The organism is Streptococcus mitis NCTC 12261 (assembly GCF_000148585.2).
In the GTDB taxonomy this organism is placed as follows: domain Bacteria; phylum Bacillota; class Bacilli; order Lactobacillales; family Streptococcaceae; genus Streptococcus; species Streptococcus mitis.
Map to the genome: position 1 here is coordinate 1,087,309 of NZ_CP028414.1, position 21,826 is coordinate 1,109,134.

The window sequence follows — 21,826 nt, forward strand, 5'->3', positions numbered from 1 at the left end:
GCTTTCCGTCCGTGTTCAGTTACATAAATTCTCCGACGAGCTTTTACTCGTTCTTAGTTTGATTGTTTAAAAGCTTCCATCATCTCTATAAACTCATCAAATAGGTAGCTAGCGTCGTGTGGACCAGGGGCCGCATCTGGATGGTATTGGACAGAGAAAGCAGGTTGGTATCTGTGACGCACGCCTTCAACTGACTTGTCATTGATTTCTTCGTGGGTGATAATCAAGTGTTCTGGCAAATCCTCACGGCTAACTGCATAACCATGGTTTTGACTTGTAAAATCCACACGTCCTGTAGCAATTTCGCGTACCGCATGGTTGAATCCACGGTGTCCAAATTTCATCTTGTAGGTCTTAGCACCATTTGCCATTGCAAAGAGTTGATGCCCCATACAAATACCAAAGATTGGAATTTTTCCTTGCACACCGCGAATCATGTCAAGTGCTTGGGGAACGTCTTCTGGGTTACCTGGCCCATTTGACAACATAACTCCGTCAGGATTAAGATGAAGAATTTCTTCTGCCGTTGTCGTGTATGGAACCACGGTCACATTACAGTTGCGCTTCGAAAGTTCACGTAGGATTGAGTGCTTGAGGCCAAAGTCCACTAACACCACGCTCAAACCAACTCCTGGAGCTGGATAGGATGTTTTAGTAGAAACCTGCTTAATATTGTCTGTCGGCAATACCGTTGCCTGGAGCTGGTCAGTCACATGATCCATGCTATCTCCAACATGGGTCAGAGTTGCACGCATAGTACCATGCTTACGGATAATCTTGGTAAGGGCACGCGTATCAATCCCTGAAATACCAGGAATTTTCTTGGCTTTCAAAAATTCATCCAAGGTCATTTGATTTCGCCAGTTGCTTGCTCTACGTGCTTCTTCGAAAACAACAACCCCCTTACAAGTAGGAATAATGGATTCATAGTCATCACGGTTAATTCCGTAATTTCCTACCAAAGGATAAGTAAAGGTCAAGATTTGTCCATTATAAGACTGGTCTGTAATGGATTCTTGGTAGCCAGTCATACCTGTATTAAAGACGATTTCGCCTGTTACATCAATATCTGCTCCGAAGGCCTTGCCTTCAAAAACTGTGCCATCTTCTAATACTAGAAGTCTTTTTGTCATATTTTCACCTCTCGTGGACGCTCACTGGCGTCTTTTAACGTCTTGTGTTTTAGTTGGCGTTTCTACTCGCCAGTACGGATTCTAAGATTGCCATTCGAACAAAGACACCATTGGTCATTTGTTGGACAATCCGTGATTTTGGTGCTTCAACCAAGTGGTCTGCGATTTCCACATCACGATTGACTGGAGCTGGATGCATGAGGATTGCTGTTTCTTTCAAACGGTCATAACGTTCTTGAGTCAAGCCATGTTGGGCATGGTAGTCTTCTTTGGAAAAGACTGCACCGCTATCATGGCGTTCATGTTGCACACGGAGAAACATCATGACATCCACCTGATCAATGATTTCATCAATAGTTACAAACTGTCCATAGTTTGCAAACTCTTGACTTCTCCATTCCTCAGGTCCAGCAAAAAAGAGTTCAGCTCCCAAGCGTTTCAAAATCTGCATATTGGATTTGGCAACACGTGAATGGTCCAAGTCACCTGCAATCGCAACCTTGAGACCCTCAAAGTGACCAAATTCCTCATAAATAGTCATCAAATCAAGCAAGCTCTGACTAGGGTGTTGTCCCGAACCATCTCCACCATTGATGATGGAAGTCGTAATCGTCGGACTTGCAATTAACTCTCTGTAGTAGTCAACCTCTGGGTGACGAATCACACAAACATCCACTCCTAAAGCAGACAGAGTCAAAATGGTATCATAAAGTGTCTCACCCTTATTGACTGAACTAGTCTTCACATCAAAGTCAAGTCGCTCCAATCCCAGTTTAATCTCTGCCACTTCAAAGGACTTATGCGTTCGTGTAGAATCCTCAAAGAAAAGATTGGAAACAATCGGATGGTCCTCATAGGGAAGCTGAGCTCCATTTTTAAACTCAATTCCTCGCTTGATCAATTTCATCACTTGATCGACAGTGAGGTCTTCCATGGACACCACATGGTTTAATGCTTGTTGATTTTCTGACATGGCTACTCCTTTAGCTTTCTAAGCTTCTTCAGTAATCAGAACTCTATCTTGGCCATCAAGTTCTGCCATCTCTACGATGATTTCTTCAGAACGACTAGTTGGTATGTTTTTTCCAACGTAATCTGGACGGATTGGCAATTCTCTATGTCCACGATCGACTAGAACTGCTAAACTCACGCGCGCAGGACGACCATGACCTACAATATTATCAATAGCAGCACGGATGGTACGACCTGTATAGAGCACATCATCCACCAAGATAACTTCGCGGTCTGTCACATCGACAGAAACCAAAGAAGTATCTTCTCCACTTTTTACATCATCACGGAAAGGTTTAGTATCCAATTCCACAACAGGAACTGAAAGATTTTCTAGTTGCTCCAAACGTTCTTGGATTCGGTGGGCGATAAAGACACCACGAGTTTTAATACCAGCCAAGACGATTTTATTCAAATCTTTGTTGCGTTCGATAATCTCATAAGTAATACGCGTAATCGCTCGTTTGACAGTCAATTCGTCTACAACTTCTTTTGCCTTCATGACAAACCTCCAAAAAGAAAAGTCTCCTTAAACAAGGAGACTTGAAATGTATAGCCAAGCGAGCCCTACTGCAAACAGTATAGACTTCACCCTACTACTTAATCGTTCTCCTTGCCTGCCTCACGGGACAGGTTTAAAGGAATATTTAGTTATCAAATACTATAGCACAAAGCATGCTTAAAATCAAGCAAAAACTTTCGATGTTCCATCTTACAAATTGCTAAAATCATATAATTGTGGGTACTGGTCACACTCTGGATTTTTAGGATGACAAATGGCTCTTCCAAAATAAATCATAGCCTGATGAGCTGCTAACCACTGCTCAGGCGGCAAGATATCCATAACCCTCTTTTCCACCTCAAGCGGTGTAGCAGATTTCTTGACAATATCATGATGCTTGCAGATACGCTCAACATGAGTGTCCACTGCAAAGGCTGGAATCCCAAAGCCCACACTCATGACAACATTGGCTGTCTTGCGACCAACACCTGACAAACTCTCCAATTCCTCTCGTGTTTGAGGGACTTGACCATCGAAATCGTCTAGTAACTGTTGGGCACATTTTTTTAGAAATTTAGCCTTATTTCGATACAGTCCTAGGCGAGAAATGTGTGAGGCAATTTCACTTTCTGTTGCAACAGACATGGCTTGTGGCGTTGGAAAGGCAGCAAAGAGACCTGGTGTGGCCTTATTTACCGCTGCATCCGTTGTCTGAGCTGACAACATGACCGCAACCAAGAGTTCAAAATGATTAGTGAAATCAAGACTGGGCTTGGCATCTGGAAAAAGAGCAATGATTTCTTCTAGCACCTTTCGTGCTCGTTTTTTTGACAAGACCATTATTCGTCTCCATCAAATAGTCCTTGTAAGCCAGCAAAAGGACTGTTTTCTTCTTTTTTGACTGCTTGTTGAGCTTGGTATTCTTCTTCTGTCATGATTTGCCAGTCATTTCCTGAAACAAATCCTTGACCAGCTTCTTCTTCAGCCGTCAAGACCTTGATAGGAATGTTTAGTAGGATATTGTCTGATACGCTCTCAGCAAGATCAAGTTCCCCATTTTCGATAGGCAAAACCAAATCATCGTCTAAAACTTCCTGATCTAGTTGGTTGGTTGCGCCTTCCATGAAAACTTCTGTGACTGGATAAGACTCAGCCAACTCAACTGGCTCCATACTGCGGCTGGAAGCAAGAACAATGGTATATGACAACTGATAGTCTAAAAAATACATCCGGTCTTCGTACTGTACTTTCCCAACTGCAAGGATATCTTTTACATCTAAAATTTCTTGATTGCGTGCACGCAGGTCTGCGGCTAGGTCTAACGTTTGTTCAAAATGCAAGCCTTCAGACTGCTTACGAATTTCTTGAATATTTAATTTCATACTTCCTCCATAAAGATTTACTCTCTTGATTATACCATGAAAAGGCTACAAATCAGCACAGCAAACTTTATAATTGAAATTCAATTTTTTAACATATTCACTATGACATTTTTGTTTTTTAGTGCTATACTATAGGCAATAATACATCCGAGCAAGGAGGATGTTCACATGGAAGATAAATAACTCATTACTAATGCAACCCAACTCTTATCCGAGTTAAATAAAAGTTTCCAAAGCTGCAAACAGGGTACTGCAGATGATACTCGACTACAAGAGCTGCTAAACACTACTATAAAAGAGCTCAAAAAAGCGGAAAAGTTGAACAACAGTATCTTAATTGACCTTGAGAAATTTTACCAACGTACCAGTCTTCTGATAGGCCTCGGTAGCCTAAAACTGAACGACCAAGCACGTACCGCTTGGCGCAACTATGACAAGTTCCATTACGATCATGTCAAACACGTACTAACTCTTTATGGACCTGTTTTTGGATTCTAGAGATTAGAATTGTCGGTTTTCTGTTGACAAAATATCCTGAAAGGTATAGGATAGAGGTACTAATACTCGGAGGTAAGGGAGACATGAACAACTAAGTCTATCAAGTAAAGAAACTTTATTTAGTAGATCTTGTTTTTGTCTCTTTTTGTGTGCTCTTTTTATACTAGGTTTCTAGTATCTTGTCCTCATTGAAAATAAAAAAACTAGAAAGCTATGCTCCTCTTGGGTTGGGGTAGGCAGCTCCAAGCTAGTTTGACGAGTTTTTCAACGAGGATAATAGAGTTTCGACAGTGACTTTGGGCTCTACTAGATAAAGTAGAGCTTTTTGTTATGCACTATCGACATTCTAGAAAGGGCAACAATATGATAAAAATCAATCACCTGACCATCACGCAAAACAAAGATCTACGAGATCTTGTATCTGACCTAACCATCACTATCCAAGACGGGGAAAAGGTTGCTATTATTGGTGAAGAAGGAAATGGCAAATCAACCTTACTTAAAATTGTAATGGGAGAAGCTTTGTATGATTTCACTATAAAGGGAGACGTCCAGTCTGACTATCAGTCACTGGCCTATATTCCTCAAAAAGTCCCCGAGGAGCTGAAAAAACAATCTCTACACGACTACTTCTTTTTAGATTCTATTGATTTAGACTACAGTATCCTTTATCGCTTAGCTGAAGAGTTGCATTTTGATAGTGATCGTTTCGCAAGCGACCAAGAGATCGGGAGCCTCTCCGGTGGCGAAGCTTTGAAAATTCAGCTCATCCATGAGTTAGCCAAACCCTTTGAGATTTTATTTTTAGATGAACCTTCAAATGACCTAGACCTTGAGACGGTTGATTGGCTAAAAGGTCAGATTCGAAAGATTCAGCAAACCGTTATTTTCATTTCCCATGATGAAGACTTTCTTTCTGAAACGGCTGATACCATTGTCCACTTGCGACTGGTCAAGCACCGGAAAGAAGCAGAAACGCTAGTAGAGCATTTAGACTATGATCGCTATAGTGAGCAGAGAAAGGCTAATTTTGTCAGACAAAGCCAGCAAGCTGCTAACGACCAAAGAGCCTACGATAAAACCATGGAAAAACATCGGCGAGTCAAGCAAAATGTAGAAACTACGCTTCGAGCTACCAAAGACAGTACTGCCGGTCGCCTATTGGCTAAAAAGATGAAAACTGTCCTCTCACAAGAAAAACGCTACGAAAGGGCAGCTCAGTCCATGACCCAAAAGCCACTTGAAGAGGAAGAAATCAGACTTTTCTTCTCAGATATCCAACCATTACCGGCCTCTAAAGTCTTAATCCAACTGGAAAAGGAAAATTTGGCCATTGGCGGCCGAGTTTTGGTTCAAAAACTACAACTAACTGTCCGTGGCCAAGAAAAAATCGGTATCATCGGCCAAAATGGTGTTGGTAAATCAACTCTGCTAGCCAAGTTACAGCAACTTCTTAATGATAAAAAAGAGATTTCCCTTGGTTTTATGCCACAAGATTACCAGCAAAAACTGCAATTGGAGTTATCCCCAATCGCCTATCTCAGCAAAACTGGGGAAAAAGAGGAACTGCAGAAAATCCAATCTCGCTTAGCCAGTCTCAATTTCAGTTATCAAGAAATGCAGCATCAAATTCGCTCCTTATCTGGCGGGCAACAGGGGAAACTTCTGCTTTTGGATTTAGTCTTGCGCAAACCAGACTTTCTCCTGCTAGATGAACCCACACGAAACTTTTCTCCAACTTCTCAACCCGAACTCAGAAAACTCTTTGCCACTTATCCTGGTGGTCTCATCACTGTTTCGCATGACCGTCGTTTCTTAAAAGAGGTCTGTTCAAGCATCTATCGCTTAACAGAACACGGTTTAGAGGTAGTTAATTTAGAAGATTTATAAATTTGCAACATAGCAAAAATCCAGAGACAACCTCTGGATTCTTTTTTACATATGTTTTAAACGTTCAATCCGTTCTGAGATAGGTGGGTGGGTATAAAAGAGTTTTTGGAACCCTCCCCCTTTCTTGGGATCATTGATATAAAGTGCACTGCTGGCATCATCGACAGGACGACTCATCGGTTTACTATTATCCAACTTACATAGAGCATTAATCATCCCTTGAGGATTACGAGTCAACTCGACACTGGAAGCATCAGCAAGGAATTCCCTCTGACGAGAAATAGCTAGTTGTACCAAGGTGGCAGCAAGAGGTGCCAGCACAATAGCTAGTAGAGAAACTACGAGCATAATGATTTCTAAGCCATTTCCATCTCGGTCATCATCACTTCGTCTGCGACCTGCTCCACCCCACCACATCATACGACCGGCCATACTAGAAAGCATGGTGATAGCACTAGCAAGGGCAACAGCAATAGTCGAAATACGGATATCGTAATTACGAATATGACTGACTTCATGTCCCATAACAGCTTCTAGTTCTTCACGATTCATGATAGCGAGGAGACCTGACGTCGCAGCAACCGCTGCGTTTTGAGGGTTAGAACCTGTCGCAAAGGCATTTAAGGCTGGATCATCAATGATGAAAACACGAGGCATAGGAATCTGAGCCACCATAGCCATATCTTCCACTACATGGTAGAGGTCTGGTGCCGTTTGTTCATCCACCTCACGCGCTCCATTCATGGACATGACGATCTCTGTCGATTGAAAAATCATGGACAAGGCATAGATAAAGCCGATAATCAGTGCGATAACCAAACCACCAAGCCCAGATCGCATAAAGAGGTAGCCAACCGCATAGCCAACAAGAGCTAAGAGTAGGAAAAATACCAACAATAAAATCCAGGTTCTTCGTTTATTGCTTGCAATTTGATCAAACAACATCTTAGTCACCTAAACCGCTAAAATCAACTTTAGGAACTGACTTTTCCTCTTCTGGTGTTTGAAGGAAATCTGCTGCTTTAAATCCAAACATTCCAGCGATAATATTGCTTGGGAAAGTTTCTAATTTTACATTGTAGTTGCTGACAACACTGTTGTAGAGTTGACGGGAGTAAGAAATTTTATTTTCTGTGTTTGTCAACTCCTCTTGCAATTTAACAAAGTTGGCACTAGCTTTCAAATCTGGATAGCTTTCTGCAACTGCAAAAATACCTGAAACCTGACGAGTGAGGGCATCACTAGCTTTCATAGCTTCTGCTGGTGAAGTCGCTGCTGCCACTTGGTTACGCAGTTCTGCCACCTTTTCAAGGGTAGAACCTTCATATTTGGCATAACCTTTTACAGTCTCAATCAAGTTTGGCAAGAGATCATTTCGACGTTTCAACTGAACATCAATCTGACTCCAAGCCTCCTTTGTTTGCATACGATTCTTAACCAAACCGTTATAGCTAACAATTACAAAAATAACAATAAGAGCGATAACTCCAAGAATAATCCAAGTCATTATATAAGTCCTTTCTACTTTTAGATTAGTACCAGTATATCAAATTTTTAATGATTGTGGTAAAATAAGATAATACTAAAGAAGGAAATAACTATGAAACCAGAAACATTTTACAACCTGCTTGCCGAGCAGAATCTTCCACTTTCGGACCAGCAAAAAAAACAATTTGAACGTTATTTTGAACTCTTGGTCGAGTGGAATGAAAAAATCAATCTAACAGCTATTACAGACAAGGATGAAGTTTATCTCAAACATTTTTACGATTCGATTGCACCCATCCTTCAAGGTTTGATTCCTAATGAAACTATCAAACTGCTTGATATCGGGGCCGGGGCAGGATTTCCTAGTCTACCGATGAAAATTCTCTATCCTCAGTTAGATGTAACTATCATTGATTCACTCAATAAGCGTATCAACTTCCTGCAACTTTTGGCTCAAGAACTGGATTTGGATGGTGTTCATTTCTACCATGGACGTGCCGAAGATTTTGCACAAGACAAGAACTTCCGTGCTCAATATGATTTTGTAACAGCTCGTGCGGTTGCCCGCATGCAGGTTTTATCTGAATTAACTATTCCCTACCTTAAAGTTGGCGGAAAACTATTGGCACTAAAGGCCAGCAATGCGCCTGAGGAATTATTAGAAGCTAAGAATGCTCTCAACCTCCTTTTTAGTAAGGTCGGAGACAATCTCAGCTACGCCCTACCGAATGGAGATCCGCGTTATATTACAGTGGTGGAAAAGAAAAAAGAAACACCAAATAAATATCCAAGAAAGGCTGGCATGCCCAACAAACGCCCGCTTTAAATTTTTTAGTAAAAAATATTTACAAAGTTCGGAATTTCTGCTATACTATCACAAGCAAAGGTTTTTAATGTCATCCCGTGAGGTGACGAAGACGCAGAAATACTTGAAACTCTTTAAAGTCTAGATTTTAGAGAAGTCTTACTCTGAGGGCCTATTGCTGTAAAATAATGGGCTCTTTTTTGATGCCCAAAAGTGAGGTTTATATGAAACAAGAATCAACTGTTGATTTGTTACTAGACGTTGACCAACGTCCTTCGGCGGGAAAAGGAATTCTCCTTAGCTTCCAACACGTTTTCGCCATGTTTGGTGCGACCATCTTGGTACCCTTGATTTTGGGAATGCCTGTATCTGTTGCCCTTTTTGCTTCAGGTGTTGGAACACTCATCTACATGATCGCAACTGGTTTTAGAGTTCCAGTTTATCTAGGATCATCATTCGCCTTTATCACAGCTATGTCCCTAGCTATGAAGGAACTAGGAGGGGATGTATCAGCTGCACAAACAGGGGTTATCCTTACAGGTTTTATCTATGTCCTTGTGGCTGCAAGTGTTCGTTTTGCGGGTACAAAATGGATTGATAAACTCTTGCCACCAATCATCATCGGACCTATGATCATCGTTATCGGTCTTGGACTTGCAGGTTCAGCTGTTACTAACGCTGGTCTTGTAGCTGATGGAAATTGGAAAAATGCTCTTGTAGCAGTTGTTACTTTCTTGATTGCTGCCTTTATCAATACAAAAGGAAAAGGCTTCCTACGAATCATTCCATTCCTCTTTGCCATTATTGGTGGTTACCTCTTCGCACTAACCCTTGGCTTGGTTGACTTTACACCAGTTCTGAAAGCTAACTGGTTTGAAATCCCTGGTTTCTACTTGCCATTTAGCACAGGTGGTGCCTTTAAAGAATACAATCTTTACTTCGGTCCAGAAACCATCGCTATCTTGCCAATCGCTATCGTAACAATTTCTGAACATATCGGAGACCATACTGTTTTGGGTCAAATCTGTGGACGTCAGTTCTTGAAAGAACCAGGTCTTCACCGTACTCTTCTTGGTGACGGTATCGCAACTTCTGTTTCTGCCTTCCTTGGTGGACCAGCCAATACAACTTATGGAGAAAATACAGGGGTTATCGGTATGACTCGTATCGCTTCTGTATCAGTTATCCGTAACGCTGCCTTCATCGCGATTGCCCTTAGCTTCCTTGGTAAATTCACTGCCTTGATTTCAACCATTCCAAATGCTGTACTTGGTGGTATGTCAATCCTTCTCTATGGGGTTATCGCCAGCAACGGTTTGAAAGTTTTGATCAAAGAACGTGTTGATTTCGCTCAAATGCGTAACCTAATCATCGCAAGTGCTATGTTGGTCCTTGGGCTTGGAGGAGCTATCCTTAAACTTGGTCCAGTTACCCTTTCAGGAACTGCCCTATCAGCCATGACAGGAATCATCTTGAACTTGATCTTGCCATACGAAAATAAAGACTAATACTCTTCGAAAATCAAATTCAAACCACGTCAACGTCGCCTTGCCGTACTCAAGTACAGCCTGCGGCTAGTTTCCTAGTTTGTTCTTTGATTTTCATTGAGTATGAGAGTCTAAATACATCAAAAAACGAGCATTTCCAATTACGGAAGTGCTCATTTTTCTTCTTTCTAAAAAAGGAAAGCCCTGCGGCCTTCCTTTGTCTTACTTGCGTTTCTTCTTCGCTTTCTTCATTTTATTAGCCATGCGTTTCATAGACTGTTTCATGGCAAATTCACCGATTTTACCTTTGAGTCCACCACCAAACATCTGGCTCATATCTGGCATTCCTGCTCCTCCGAGAGCTGATAAGTCAGGCATACCACCTTGTCCCATCATTCCTTCAAGGGCAGACATGTCCATCCCTCCCATATTTGGCATATTTTTAGGAAGGTTGTTTGGATTGATCCCCATTTGCTTCATCATCTTATTCATATCTCCAGACATAACACCCTGCATGAGTTGTTTAGCCTGGTTAAAATCTTTAATGAATTTATTGACTTCGACAAATGTATTTCCAGAACCAGCTGCGATACGACGTCGACGGCTTGGATTTAACAAATCTGGATTTTCACGTTCTTCAGGTGTCATGGAAGACACAATGGCACGTTTGCGCGCAATCTGGCGTTCATCTACCTTCATGTTTTGAAGTGCTGGATTGTTGGCCATACCTGGAATCATCTTGAGCAAGTCTTCCATCGGCCCCATATTTTGCACCTGATCCAACTGATCGATGAAATCATTGAAATCAAAGGTATTCTCACGCATTTTCTCAGCCATTTCAAGGGCTTTTTGCTCATCGTATTCTTGAGAAGCTTTCTCAATCAAAGTGAGCATATCCCCCATACCAAGGATACGGCTAGACATGCGGTCTGGGTGGAAGGTTTCAATGTCCGTAATCTTTTCACCTGTACCAGTGAACTTGATTGGTTTTCCAGTAATGTGACGAACAGATAGAGCAGCACCACCACGAGTATCGCCATCAATCTTGGTAAGGATAACCCCAGTTACTTCTAACTGAGTATTAAACTCACGCGCAACATTGGCCGCTTCTTGACCAATCATGGCATCAACGACGAGCAGAATTTCGTTTGGTTGAGCCAATGCTTTCACGTCACGAAGTTCATTCATCAAAAGCTCATCAATCTGCAAACGACCTGCAGTATCAATCAAGACATAGTCGTTATGATTGGCTTGAGCTTGTTCCAAACCTTGACGAACAATATCAACAGCTGGTACTTCTGTTCCAAGTGCAAAGACAGGCACATCAATTTGTTGACCCAGAGTTTTCAACTGGTCGATAGCCGCAGGACGGTAAATATCCGCCGCAATCATCAAAGGACGAGCATTTTCTTCCTTCTTGAGTTTGTTGGCCAATTTACCAGCAAAGGTTGTTTTACCAGCCCCCTGCAAACCAACCATCATGATGATTGTAGGAATCTTAGGTGACTTGATAATTTCTGCCGTATCAGAACCTAAAACGGCTGTCAGTTCCTCATCTACAATTTTAATAATCTGTTGCGCAGGATTAAGGGTATCAATGACCTCATGCCCGACTGCACGCTCACGAACTTTCTTGATAAAGTCCTTTACAACAGGCAAGGCAACGTCGGCCTCAAGCAAGGCCAAGCGAATTTCTTTGGTTGCCTCTTGGACATCAGATTCAGAGATTTTTCCTTTTTTACGTAGATTTTTAAAGACGTTCTGCAAACGTTCTGTTAAACTTTCAAATGCCATTTTTCTTCCTCTTATTCTCTATTATCAATACTTGTTAAAATTTCTATCTGCTCCTGCAGAAAGTCATCCTTGGGATAGCGCTCCAAAATCTGGTCAAAAATTTGACTGCGGACAATGTAGTCCGAGTACATGTGCAATTTCATCTCATAATCTTCCAGAATCTTTTCTGTCCGCTTGATATTATCATAGACAGCCTGACGACTGACGCCGAACTCTTCAGCAATCTCAGCAAGGCTGTAATCATCAGCGTAGTAGAGCTCGATATAATTCATTTGCTTATCTGTCAAAAGCGCCGCATAAAATTCAAAGAGCGCATTCATACGATTGGTTTTTTCAATTTCCATAACTTTTATTATACCAAAAATTAGCCTAATCTACCACATTAGCAGGCTAATCCGAGAAGATAGCTAGCAAAATTTGAAAAAGACAAGAGACTATCCCCAAGTAATTTCCAATTGATAGCTGGCAAAAGGATGTCCCTCTTGATTTTGTAGTTGATAAGCTAGCTCAATCTTTTGCCCATCAACTTGATAATGGTTCGTTTGGATGATAAACTCCTGCATGCCCATAGGTGTAGGAATATAGGCTAAACTATCGCTATCCTTTAGAAAGCGCATAATGGTCTTGGGATTGGAAAATCGACTCATCACCAGTTCTTGACCATGAAATTTAATAACCACTTTTTCCTTTTCCTCATTATAGAAAAGCAGGTAGCTATAATCTCCTTTTTCATGCACTTCCACGTCATAAAGTTGGTCAATCACTTCCAACTGCTCATCAAACTGAATCGTATTTCGCATCCGAATCTTCACATCAAGTCCTCTTTCTTGTCTCTTGTCCTACTATTTTACCAAAAACTCTAGCTTTTTGCTATAATGGTCATATGAACGAAAAAGTATTCCGTGACCCAATTCACAACTACATCCATGTTAATAATCAAATCATCTATGACTTGATCAATACAAAAGAATTTCAGCGTTTACGCCGGATTAAACAACTGGGGACTTCCAGTTATACCTTCCACGGTGGAGAACACAGCCGCTTCTCCCACTGTCTAGGAGTCTATGAAATTGCACGACGTATCACAGAGATTTTTGAAGAAAAATATCCTGAGGAATGGAATCCTGCCGAGTCCCTCTTGACCATGACCGCTGCTCTTTTACACGACCTTGGGCATGGTGCCTACTCCCATACTTTTGAACATCTCTTTGATACAGACCATGAAGCCATTACTCAGGAGATTATCCAAAGTCCTGAAACGGAGATTCACCAAGTCCTGCTACAAGTGGCACCTGATTTCCCAGAAAAGGTAGCCAGTGTCATTAACCATACCTATTCTAACAAGCAGGTCGTGCAACTCATTTCCAGTCAAATAGATGCAGACCGCATGGACTATCTCTTGCGCGACTCCTATTTTACTGGGGCATCTTATGGGGAATTTGACCTGACTCGCATTCTCCGAGTCATTCGTCCTATCGAAAATGGCATCGCCTTTCAGCGCAATGGCATGCATGCCATCGAGGACTATGTCCTCAGTCGTTACCAAATGTATATGCAGGTTTATTTCCACCCTGCAACTCGGGCTATGGAAGTTCTCCTACAGAATCTTCTCAAGCGGGCTAAGGAACTTTATCCAGAAGACAAGGACTTCTTTGCCCGAACTTCTCCACATCTCCTGCCATTCTTTGAAAAAAATGTGACCTTGTCTGATTATCTGGCTCTGGATGATGGTGTGATGAATACCTACTTCCAGCTCTGGATGACCAGTCCTGATAAGATTCTTGCAGACCTGTCGCAACGCTTTGTCAACCGCAAGGTCTTTAAATCCATTACCTTTTCACAAGAAGATCAAAACCAGCTCGCCAGCATGAGAAAATTGGTTGAGGACATCGGCTTTGATCCTGACTACTATACTGCCATTCATAAGAACTTCGACCTCCCTTATGATATCTATCGTCCCGAATCTGAAAATCCACGTACACAGATTGAAATTTTACAAAAAAATGGAGAACTGGCCGAACTCTCTAGCCTGTCTCCTATCGTCCAATCCCTTGCTGGCAGTCGCCACGGAGATAATCGTTTTTATTTCCCGAAAGAAATGTTGGACCAAAACAGTATCTTTGCTAGCATTACCCAGCAATTTTTACACTTGATTGAAAACGATCATTTTACCCCAAATAAAAACTAGAAGAGGAAATTTATGAGTATTAAACTAATCGCTGTCGATATCGACGGAACCCTAGTCAATAGCCAAAAGGAAATCACTCCTGAAGTCTTTTCTGCCATCCAAGATGCCAAAGAAGCTGGTGTCAAAGTCGTCATTGCAACTGGCCGCCCTATCGCAGGTGTTGCCAAACTTCTGGACGACTTGCAGTTGAGAGACGAGGGTGACTATGTGGTGACCTTCAATGGTGCCCTTGTCCAAGAAACTGCTACAGGGCATGAGATTATCAGCGAATCCTTGACTTATGAGGATTATCTTGATATGGAATTTCTCAGTCGTAAGCTCGGTGTCCACATGCACGCCATTACCAAGGACGGCATCTACACAGCCAATCGCAATATCGGAAAATACACTGTGCACGAATCAACCCTCGTCAGCATGCCTATCTTCTACCGCACCCCTGAAGAAATGGCCGATAAAGAAATCGTCAAGTGTATGTTCATCGATGAACCAGAAATCCTCGATACTGCTATCGAAAAGATACCAGCCGAATTTTACGAGCGCTACTCTATCAACAAATCTGCTCCTTTCTACCTCGAACTCCTTAAAAAGAATGTGGACAAAGGTTCAGCCATCACTCACCTAGCTGAAAAACTCGGATTGACCAAAGATGAAACCATGGCTATCGGTGACGAAGAAAACGACCGTGCCATGCTGGAAGTCGTTGGCAACCCTGTAGTCATGGAAAACGGAAATCCAGAAATCAAAAAAATCGCCAAATACATCACCAAAACAAATGACGAATCTGGCGTTGCCCATGCCATCCGTACATGGGTACTGTAAAAGGAAAGAATAGATAAAAACCGCTCAGCTGAGCGGTTTTTAGTATAAATATATCACAATAAGAGTAAATCAATAAATTGAATGGCTGTTGCACAGTCACTTAAATCTTGATAGTACAAAAACAAAATGAACAGCTGTTATATCAAATGGAGACTTTATAACTCTGGTAATTCTACCTTCAAGCTCATATCCGTCGGTTGCAATACCTTCTGAACCGCAGCAAGAAAGGCTAGTCCATTATCCGATGGAAAATATTGGAAAGTGATATGAATGACTTTTTTGTCAAAGTTATCGCCATATCGCTCTACATATTGCTTGCTTTCGAGGAAGTAGATGTAGTTGTTGATTTTTTCTTGCAGAATTTCAAGATGGACTGCTTCTATTTCTTCCTCCCAGCCAATTGGATCCACAAGGAGTAACTCTAAATGACTATCTACAACACCAATAGAGTCTAGTTCGCTAGGTTTCAGTTTTGAAACGATAACTTGTGTAACGATTTGATTAAATTCTTCAGGAGAAAATATTTTTTGGTTATCAGATAAATCATTAAAAATTAGATCAGGATTATTTCGTATAAAAATTTTGTCTGACTCTTCTTGTGTATATTGCTTTTTTGATTTCCAAAAACCATATTGCGCATAATTCATTAACTCTTTACCAGTATGTTCTCCCGACATATAGCTATCGGCAGCTTCTTTGGGGATTTCTCTAATCACTTCTGGGCAGGTAATATTAAAAGTTGGATAACGCAAGAAATACTTGTCACCATCTTGACAGATTTCCAATATATCTTTTTGACTAGTATAAATCGACTTCATTTTTAATAGCTATTAGCTCCTTGTGTTTTTTTAAATATTTTTTCCCATACCATTCCTCTACAGTCTTACCTTCCCACTCACGATACTCTTCAGGATATTTCCATTTGTAGAATGCTTGTAAATAACTAGGAAATTCGATGTAAATTAGCATAGCAATCACAGCAATATTTAGGATAATCCATGTTATCAAAAGACCTAATCCTTCCAATGAAGTTGAAAATTTTATGGAAAAACTTTTTATAATAAAGTTTATAATTACTCCAATTCCCAAAAAACTCATTCCATAAATCGCTATCTTATTGGCAATTTTGTTGCGAAGAGAAGAGCCACTTCCATTACCATACATCAGTTTTTTAAGATTTTCAATTTCAAGGCTAAACATAAAATAGGCTAATATAGTAATAAAAACAAAAATAGCAGCAACCATCCAAATAGATAAAGTTGGTAATGACATATCAATCGCTAACAGATTAAATTCAAGACTAAGCCAAATTAGAAATGTGATGACATGAAAATGATTACGATAAGGAAGTATAAAAGCTTTTCTAAAAACTTTACCAATCAATATGATAAATACCCAAATTAAGAAACAGACTAGATATACCTCAGCTGTTAGTAATGGATGTTGATAGATAGGCAATCTTAAATCTTTAGGATCAGAGTTGTGCAAGGACAGCGAGAAAACAAGAATCATAAAGTTTATAATGACAGGACCGATAAGAGTGAAAACAATATTCTGAATATGAAGAACTAGTTTAGACTTTCCTTCCCTATAATATGTTTCTAATTTAGAGAAAACATTTCCTTTCTGATACTGTAAAAAAACATCATCTTCTAGATTAAGACTTTCTTCAAAACTTGCGCTAAAAATAGATCTTTTCTTCATGATTTTCACCCAAATCCTATTTTAATAACTCCTTGTGTTTTTTTAAATATTTCATTCCATACCACTCTTCTAAAGATTTTCCCTCCCACTCGCAGTATTCTTCGGGATATTTCCATTTATAGTAAGCATAAAGGAAATAAGGAAACTCCATAAAAATAAGCATTGCAATTAAACCAATGTTTAACAAAATCCAACATATGAAGAGACCTAAAAGAGTTACGGAATGTGAAAAATTAATAGAGAAGGCTTTGAAAATATAATTAACAATCACAGCTAATCCCAATAGACCTGCTCCATAAATAGCAAGGTCTTTAGCAATTTTATCGAGTAAGGTAGGTAACTTAACTTCTCCATACATTAGATTTTTTAAATCTTTAAGTTCTATCCTTAACATCCAATAAATTAAGGCTAAAAGAATACAACCAATAGCAAAAAGCCCTAAAATTGTTAGAAATGGTAATGCTAAACCAATAGCAGCGAGATCGAACTCTATAACAAACCAAATCAAAAACGTTATGACATGAAAATGAGTCCTATATGGAAGAATAAAAAATGGTTTGAAAAATTTACCAATTAGAACTAAGAGAAGCCATATAAATAACCCGATTACATAAACATGAGCCGTTAAAAAATTATGATTAGAAATTGGAAAGACTAAATCTTTTGGGTCACTAGTATAAAGCATTGTTGAAAAAGCCAATAACAAGAAATTGATGCCAATTGGGAAAATAAGTGTCAATATACCATATAAAACAGCGTTTTTAAAATAGTCAAATACATTCCTTGGAGGTTTGGACATTTTTTTATCTTGTTCCTTCAATTGATACTGTAAAAAACCATCATCTAATAAATTTAAACTCTCTTCAAAACTTGCTTTAAATAGCGACTTTTTTGTCATAAGTTTAATCCTCAATCTTCTTTTCTACTAATTCTGAGTGCTTTTTCAAGTATCTCTTTCCATACCACTCTTCTACAGTTTTCCCTTCCCACTCGCGGTATTCTTCGGGGTATTTCCATTTGTAGTAGCCTTCTAAAAAGAAAGGAAATTCCATAAATACAATCATAGCGATTAAAGCAATATTTAACAGAACCCAACATATAAAGAGACCAAAACCAGTTATGGAAGATGAAAAATTAATAGAAAAGCCTTTTAATATATAATTAATAATCACGGCTAAGCCCAATACACCTGCTCCATAAATAGCAAGGCCTTTAGCAATTTTATCGAGTAAGGTAGGTGACTTAACTTCCCCATACATTAGATTTTTCAAACTTCTAAGCTCCGTTCTTAACATTACATAAGCCAAGAATGCTAGAAGTCCAAAAAATACCAAGATCCCCCATGTTGTTAATATAGGTAACGTAATTGTTATGGCCAGCAAATTAAATTCAAACATAAACCATATCATAACGGTTACAATATGAAAGCGATAACGATAAGGAAGAATAAACGTCCGTTTAAAGAATTTACCCATTAATACCAATAACAACCAAATTAACAAGCAAATTAAATAAAGCTCGACTGTTAGCAAAGGATACTGAGAAATCGCTAATCTTAAATCTTTAGGATCAGAATCATGTAAGGACATCGCCAAAACGAATAGCATGAAATTTACACCTATCGGAAACAACAGACTAAGAATAAAAGTTTTAATACCAAACCAAAAAGAGGGTCTCCCTTTCTTAAAGACTTTCCCAAGTTTATTATAATAATCTTTTTTCTGATACTGTAAAAAACCATCATCTAATAAATTTAAACTCTCTTCAAAACTTGCTTTAAAAATTGATTTCTTCCTCATACTTTTCACCCAAATCCTATTTTAATAACTCCTTGTGTTTTTTAAAATATTTTTTTACATACCACTCTTCTACAGTTTTCCCTTCCCACTCGCGGTATTCTTCAGGGTATTTCCATTTGTAGTAACCTTCTAAAAAGAAAGGAAACTCCATAAATACAATCATTGCCAAAAGAGCGATATCCGAGCCTATCCATACCAACAATAATCCTAATAAAGTTAAATGAGGCGAAACAACTATTCCAGTATTGGATAAAATTATCTTTAAAATTACAGCAATCCCTAATACTCCGGAACCATACAAGGCAATAAAACGCACCACTCTATCAACTAGAGTATTCTCACTTACCTCACCAAAGAAACGATTTTTTAAAATTCTTCTCTCAGTACGAATAAATAACAAAGCAAGAATAAATAAGAGAAAATAGATACCAGCGATACCTACTAATGTGAGAGTCGGTAAAGCTACTGTTATTCCTAATAAATTAAACTCTATACCTAACCAAATTAAATATGTTAAAATATGAAATCGATGTCTATATGGACGTATAAATGGCTCTCGAAAAATTTTTCCAACTATAATCAACCCAAGCCAAATAAACGAACCAAGCAAGAAAATTTCAGGTGTCAATAGTTGCGGTTTATAAATGGGTAATGTAAGATCCATAGGATCCGCATTGTTCAAAGAATTAGCAAAAACTGCTAAAAGAAAGTTTCCACCAAAAACAAAGAAAATACTAAAAAGAATATTCTTAATCCTGAAACCAATACTTGGGATTCCATTATTTAATCCCTTTCCTAAATGTTCGTAATACTCTTTCTTTGAATACTGAAGTGGAGCATCATCTAATAAATTCAAACTCTCTTCAAAACTTGCTTTAAAAATTGATTTCTTCCTCATACTTTTCACCCAAATCCTATTTTAATAACTCCTTGTGTTTTTTTAAATATTTTTTTCCTTACCAGAAATCTAGATCCTAATACTTAATCCGATCTCATAATAAGGAGAGAAATCCCAACCAAATTAGTACATATATTTTCTCCTATTATACCACACCTCTGTTTTCATCTGAAATGGTTTCCATTTTAGGACAATAAAAAAACACTGAGCATTCAGTGCTTTTTCGATTGAAGTACTGCCCCCTGCCGGAATCGAACCAGCAACTACTCCTTAGGAGGGAGTTGTTATATCCATTGAACTAAGGGAGCTAGATAAAAACTCTGCTGAAAAAGCAGAGTTTTTTAGTCGAATTAACGACGGATTTCTTTGATACGAGCTGCCTTACCTTGAAGAGCACGCAAGTAGTATAATTTCGCACGACGTACTTTACCGTAACGAACAACTTCGATTTTTTCAACACGTGGAGTGTGGATTGGGAAGATACGCTCAACACCTACACCGTTAGAGATTTTACGAACTGTGTAGTTTTCAGAAATGCCAGCACCTTTACGTGCGATAACAACACCTTCAAAAATCTGGATACGTTCACGGTTACCTTCGACAACTTTCGCATGTACACGAACAGTGTCACCAGGACGGAATGATGGGATATCTGTACGAAGTTGACCTTCAGTCAAGCTTTGGATTAATGGATTCATTTTATTCTCCTATCTTTGTCAATCTTGAGGAACCTTCCTCAGCGGATAAACTGTATTTTTGTGCGTCCATTACACACAAGATACAGTTTACCAAATTTCCACAAAAAAGTAAAGAAATTTATAGCAGAATTCCTAAAAAAATCGCAACCAAACCACCTAGGTAGGTTAAGGCTAGGTAGCTATAAAATACCTTCTTATCACTTAACAGTCTTTGGAGTTCGTCATTCAAGGTAGAGAAGGTTGTTAAACCTCCACAAAAACCCGTCGCTAAAATAGCATAGACTTCCTTAGACTCCACATGATTGTAGAATAATCCAATTAAAAAACAACCCAAAAGATTGGCTATTAGCGTTCCGAGTGGCAATTTAGAATCTTGATTATAGCGGGAAAAGAAATAGCGCACTAAAGCTCCGAAACCACAAGCAATTGCAAGATAGACCATTACCATTTCTTCCTCCCCAAATAGTAAGCCAAGAGCAGGCCTCCACCGATGCTCAAAAGCAAATACAGGACTAAACTAAGATAACGCCCTGTATCAAGCAGTTTCACAGCATCAAGCATTAGACTAGAAAAGGTTGTCAAACCACCACAAAAACCTGTACCCAGAGCTAAAATAACACCTTTACTGGTTCCCTTATAGACTAAGTAGCCCTTAACAAGATACACCAGGCAGAAAACACCTAGATAGTTAACAAGAAGGGTGCCCCAAGGAAAATCTGGACTGGCTGGTAACCAAGTAGAAACTAGATAGCGGACAAGTCCGCCCAACATGGCAGCTAGAAAAATCCCTAGCGGATAAAATTGTTCTTTTTTCATTTGATGTTTTGATCCTGATAATCACGCGAACGTTTGAGTATGTCCGAAAAAGTCGCTACAATAGTCTCCTGATAGCGCTTATCTCCTACGCGACTTCTAACCTTTTCAAAAATAACCGCTTCTCTCTTAGTATCTAAAATCGGTTTACCTGAAGCTTTCTTATAGGCAACTACATCCTCAACCAAATGCATTCGTTCTTCTAACAGTTTGACAATTTGATCGTCAATTTGATCAATTTCTTTACGAATAATATCTAAATCCATACAATCTCCTCCTTTATTTGAATTATTGTATCAAAAAGCCACCAAATAGGCTAGTAAAATCCCAACTCACAATAAGAAAAATGCACTGATTGATTGCATCAGCGCACTTTTATACTTATCCTACTTTTGCAGCCAATTCTTCTGCGAATTGTTCCAAGCGTTCAATGTCTTCTTCCTCAGCAGAGAGATCTACTTTAACACACTCTGAACCTTTTTCTGCTCCTGTCGCTACAAAAACGCGATCAAAGTCATCGACAGCCTTACAGAATTCGTCGTAGAAGGTGTCACCTGAACCAACAACTCCGTAGATTTTACCATTCAAGTTGAGATCTGCTAGGTCTTCGTAGAAGTCCATCATCTCATCTGGCAATTCTCCATCACCATAAGTATAGGTCGCAACGATAGCGATGTCTGCTTCCAAGAAGTCTGAAGCGTCAACAGTTGTACATTCATCAACATCAACATCCAAGCCCAAGTCACGTAATTTGTCTGCTACAATATCTGCAATTTCTTCGGTATTACCGGTCATACTGGCAAATACAATTTTTGCTAATGCCATATCGTCCTCCTCAATTTATCTTTCTCCATTATATCACATCTTTTTCATTTTAAAAATAAAAATTCTTGTGCTACAATGAAATGAGAAAGAAT

At 39.4% G+C, this 21,826-nt stretch carries 26 protein-coding genes and 1 tRNA gene; 6 read left to right on the forward strand and 21 right to left on the reverse strand.

Going from position 1 to position 21,826, the window contains the following annotated elements; all coding sequences use genetic code 11:
- Positions 1 to 53: 53 nt before the first annotated feature.
- The 5 genes from SM12261_RS05615 to SM12261_RS05635 form a co-directional block, all read right to left on the reverse strand.
- Positions 54 to 1,133, reverse strand: a complete 1,080-nt coding sequence (locus SM12261_RS05615; protein WP_050278219.1) for a carbamoyl phosphate synthase small subunit — start codon at positions 1,131 to 1,133, stop codon at positions 54 to 56.
- A 49-nt stretch (positions 1,134 to 1,182) separates the two neighbouring features.
- Positions 1,183 to 2,106, reverse strand: a complete 924-nt coding sequence (locus SM12261_RS05620) for an aspartate carbamoyltransferase catalytic subunit (RefSeq protein ID WP_001293839.1) — start codon at positions 2,104 to 2,106, stop codon at positions 1,183 to 1,185.
- Between the two features lie 18 nt (positions 2,107 to 2,124).
- Positions 2,125 to 2,646, reverse strand: coding sequence for a bifunctional pyr operon transcriptional regulator/uracil phosphoribosyltransferase PyrR (gene pyrR, locus SM12261_RS05625; RefSeq protein ID WP_000644747.1), 522 nt, complete (start codon positions 2,644 to 2,646; stop codon positions 2,125 to 2,127).
- A gap of 210 nt (positions 2,647 to 2,856) precedes the next feature.
- Positions 2,857 to 3,486, reverse strand: coding sequence for an endonuclease III (gene nth, locus SM12261_RS05630; protein ID WP_000244445.1), 630 nt, complete (start codon positions 3,484 to 3,486; stop codon positions 2,857 to 2,859).
- Positions 3,486 to 4,028 carry a YceD family protein gene (locus tag SM12261_RS05635; RefSeq protein WP_000773209.1) on the reverse strand — a complete coding sequence of 181 codons (543 nt, stop codon included), beginning with the start codon at positions 4,026 to 4,028 and terminating at the stop codon, positions 3,486 to 3,488. Before SM12261_RS05635 ends, nth begins: the two co-directional genes overlap by 1 nt.
- Positions 4,029 to 4,214: 186 nt before the next feature.
- On the opposite strand from SM12261_RS05635, the gene SM12261_RS05640 reads away from it, so the two are divergent.
- Positions 4,215 to 4,526 carry a helicase BlpT gene (locus tag SM12261_RS05640; protein WP_223339921.1) on the forward strand — a complete coding sequence of 104 codons (312 nt, stop codon included), beginning with the start codon at positions 4,215 to 4,217 and terminating at the stop codon, positions 4,524 to 4,526.
- Positions 4,527 to 4,856: 330 nt separating this feature from the next.
- Positions 4,857 to 6,416 carry an ATP-binding cassette domain-containing protein gene (locus tag SM12261_RS05645; protein WP_025169773.1) on the forward strand — a complete coding sequence of 520 codons (1,560 nt, stop codon included), beginning with the start codon at positions 4,857 to 4,859 and terminating at the stop codon, positions 6,414 to 6,416.
- A gap of 45 nt (positions 6,417 to 6,461) precedes the next feature.
- On the opposite strand, the gene htpX is transcribed toward SM12261_RS05645, so the two are convergent.
- Together htpX and SM12261_RS05655 are read right to left on the reverse strand one after the other, a co-directional pair.
- A complete protein-coding gene (gene htpX / locus SM12261_RS05650) occupies positions 6,462 to 7,361 on the reverse strand; it encodes a zinc metalloprotease HtpX (RefSeq protein WP_000895765.1) in 900 nt (299 codons plus the stop codon).
- A gap of 1 nt (position 7,362) precedes the next feature.
- The gene (locus SM12261_RS05655; RefSeq protein WP_000219823.1) at positions 7,363 to 7,923 is read right to left on the reverse strand and encodes a LemA family protein; all 561 of its coding nucleotides are present in this window, start codon (positions 7,921 to 7,923) and stop codon (positions 7,363 to 7,365) included.
- 93 nt (positions 7,924 to 8,016) lie between these two features.
- On the opposite strand from SM12261_RS05655, the gene rsmG reads away from it, so the two are divergent.
- Both rsmG and SM12261_RS05665 read left to right on the forward strand, forming a co-directional pair.
- Positions 8,017 to 8,730 (forward strand): 16S rRNA (guanine(527)-N(7))-methyltransferase RsmG, encoded by a 714-nt coding sequence (gene rsmG, locus SM12261_RS05660; RefSeq protein ID WP_000801936.1) that lies wholly within the window; start codon positions 8,017 to 8,019, stop codon positions 8,728 to 8,730.
- Between the two features lie 203 nt (positions 8,731 to 8,933).
- On the forward strand, positions 8,934 to 10,217 hold the full coding sequence (locus SM12261_RS05665; protein WP_004239507.1) for a uracil-xanthine permease family protein: 1,284 nt from the start codon (positions 8,934 to 8,936) through the stop codon (positions 10,215 to 10,217).
- 201 nt (positions 10,218 to 10,418) lie between these two features.
- Here the strand turns inward: SM12261_RS05665 and ffh are convergent, their stop codons facing one another.
- The 3 genes from ffh to SM12261_RS05685 all read right to left on the reverse strand — a co-directional run bounded on the left by ffh (position 10,419) and on the right by SM12261_RS05685 (position 12,802).
- The gene (ffh, locus tag SM12261_RS05675; protein WP_000863620.1) at positions 10,419 to 11,990 is read right to left on the reverse strand and encodes a signal recognition particle protein; all 1,572 of its coding nucleotides are present in this window, start codon (positions 11,988 to 11,990) and stop codon (positions 10,419 to 10,421) included.
- An 11-nt stretch (positions 11,991 to 12,001) separates the two neighbouring features.
- The gene (locus tag SM12261_RS05680; protein WP_000402066.1) at positions 12,002 to 12,334 is read right to left on the reverse strand and encodes a putative DNA-binding protein; all 333 of its coding nucleotides are present in this window, start codon (positions 12,332 to 12,334) and stop codon (positions 12,002 to 12,004) included.
- A gap of 90 nt (positions 12,335 to 12,424) precedes the next feature.
- The gene (locus tag SM12261_RS05685; protein ID WP_004239508.1) at positions 12,425 to 12,802 is read right to left on the reverse strand and encodes a YwiB family protein; all 378 of its coding nucleotides are present in this window, start codon (positions 12,800 to 12,802) and stop codon (positions 12,425 to 12,427) included.
- A 71-nt stretch (positions 12,803 to 12,873) separates the two neighbouring features.
- On the opposite strand from SM12261_RS05685, the gene SM12261_RS05690 reads away from it, so the two are divergent.
- Positions 12,874 to 14,178: an HD domain-containing protein gene (locus SM12261_RS05690; protein WP_001003466.1), complete on the forward strand. Its 1,305-nt coding sequence runs from the start codon at positions 12,874 to 12,876 to the stop codon at positions 14,176 to 14,178.
- Positions 14,179 to 14,190: 12 nt separating this feature from the next.
- On the forward strand, positions 14,191 to 14,997 hold the full coding sequence (gene yidA / locus SM12261_RS05695; RefSeq protein WP_000023504.1) for a sugar-phosphatase: 807 nt from the start codon (positions 14,191 to 14,193) through the stop codon (positions 14,995 to 14,997).
- A 155-nt stretch (positions 14,998 to 15,152) separates the two neighbouring features.
- Here yidA and SM12261_RS05700 read toward each other — a convergent pair whose 3' ends face one another.
- From SM12261_RS05700 to SM12261_RS05750, 11 genes are all read right to left on the reverse strand, one after another.
- Entirely contained in the window at positions 15,153 to 15,815 is a 663-nt protein-coding gene (locus SM12261_RS05700) for a DUF6572 domain-containing protein (protein WP_000836693.1), read from the reverse strand.
- The gene (locus tag SM12261_RS05705) at positions 15,796 to 16,701 is read right to left on the reverse strand and encodes a hypothetical protein (protein WP_000747384.1); all 906 of its coding nucleotides are present in this window, start codon (positions 16,699 to 16,701) and stop codon (positions 15,796 to 15,798) included. The genes SM12261_RS05700 and SM12261_RS05705 overlap by 20 nt, the downstream gene beginning before the upstream one ends.
- A gap of 16 nt (positions 16,702 to 16,717) precedes the next feature.
- Positions 16,718 to 17,599 (reverse strand): hypothetical protein, encoded by an 882-nt coding sequence (locus SM12261_RS05710; RefSeq protein WP_000163164.1) that lies wholly within the window; start codon positions 17,597 to 17,599, stop codon positions 16,718 to 16,720.
- Positions 17,600 to 17,603: 4 nt separating this feature from the next.
- Complete coding sequence (locus SM12261_RS05715; protein WP_001227897.1) at positions 17,604 to 18,500, reverse strand: hypothetical protein; 897 nt, start codon at positions 18,498 to 18,500, stop codon at positions 17,604 to 17,606.
- 16 nt (positions 18,501 to 18,516) lie between these two features.
- Positions 18,517 to 19,398, reverse strand: coding sequence for a hypothetical protein (locus tag SM12261_RS05720; RefSeq protein ID WP_001227896.1), 882 nt, complete (start codon positions 19,396 to 19,398; stop codon positions 18,517 to 18,519).
- Between the two features lie 236 nt (positions 19,399 to 19,634).
- Positions 19,635 to 19,706 (reverse strand) — tRNA-Arg (locus SM12261_RS05725).
- 42 nt (positions 19,707 to 19,748) lie between these two features.
- Positions 19,749 to 20,096 carry a 50S ribosomal protein L19 gene (rplS, locus tag SM12261_RS05730; protein ID WP_001068669.1) on the reverse strand — a complete coding sequence of 116 codons (348 nt, stop codon included), beginning with the start codon at positions 20,094 to 20,096 and terminating at the stop codon, positions 19,749 to 19,751.
- Between the two features lie 118 nt (positions 20,097 to 20,214).
- Positions 20,215 to 20,544 carry a fluoride efflux transporter CrcB gene (gene crcB / locus SM12261_RS05735; protein WP_004241771.1) on the reverse strand — a complete coding sequence of 110 codons (330 nt, stop codon included), beginning with the start codon at positions 20,542 to 20,544 and terminating at the stop codon, positions 20,215 to 20,217.
- Positions 20,538 to 20,912: a fluoride efflux transporter CrcB gene (crcB, locus tag SM12261_RS05740; RefSeq protein WP_000712104.1), complete on the reverse strand. Its 375-nt coding sequence runs from the start codon at positions 20,910 to 20,912 to the stop codon at positions 20,538 to 20,540. The genes crcB (SM12261_RS05735) and crcB (SM12261_RS05740) overlap by 7 nt, the downstream gene beginning before the upstream one ends.
- Positions 20,909 to 21,175 carry a chorismate mutase gene (locus tag SM12261_RS05745; protein WP_000362429.1) on the reverse strand — a complete coding sequence of 89 codons (267 nt, stop codon included), beginning with the start codon at positions 21,173 to 21,175 and terminating at the stop codon, positions 20,909 to 20,911. Before SM12261_RS05745 ends, crcB (SM12261_RS05740) begins: the two co-directional genes overlap by 4 nt.
- Before the next feature lie 115 nt (positions 21,176 to 21,290).
- The gene (locus SM12261_RS05750; RefSeq protein WP_001162125.1) at positions 21,291 to 21,734 is read right to left on the reverse strand and encodes a flavodoxin; all 444 of its coding nucleotides are present in this window, start codon (positions 21,732 to 21,734) and stop codon (positions 21,291 to 21,293) included.
- Positions 21,735 to 21,826 lie beyond the last annotated feature (92 nt).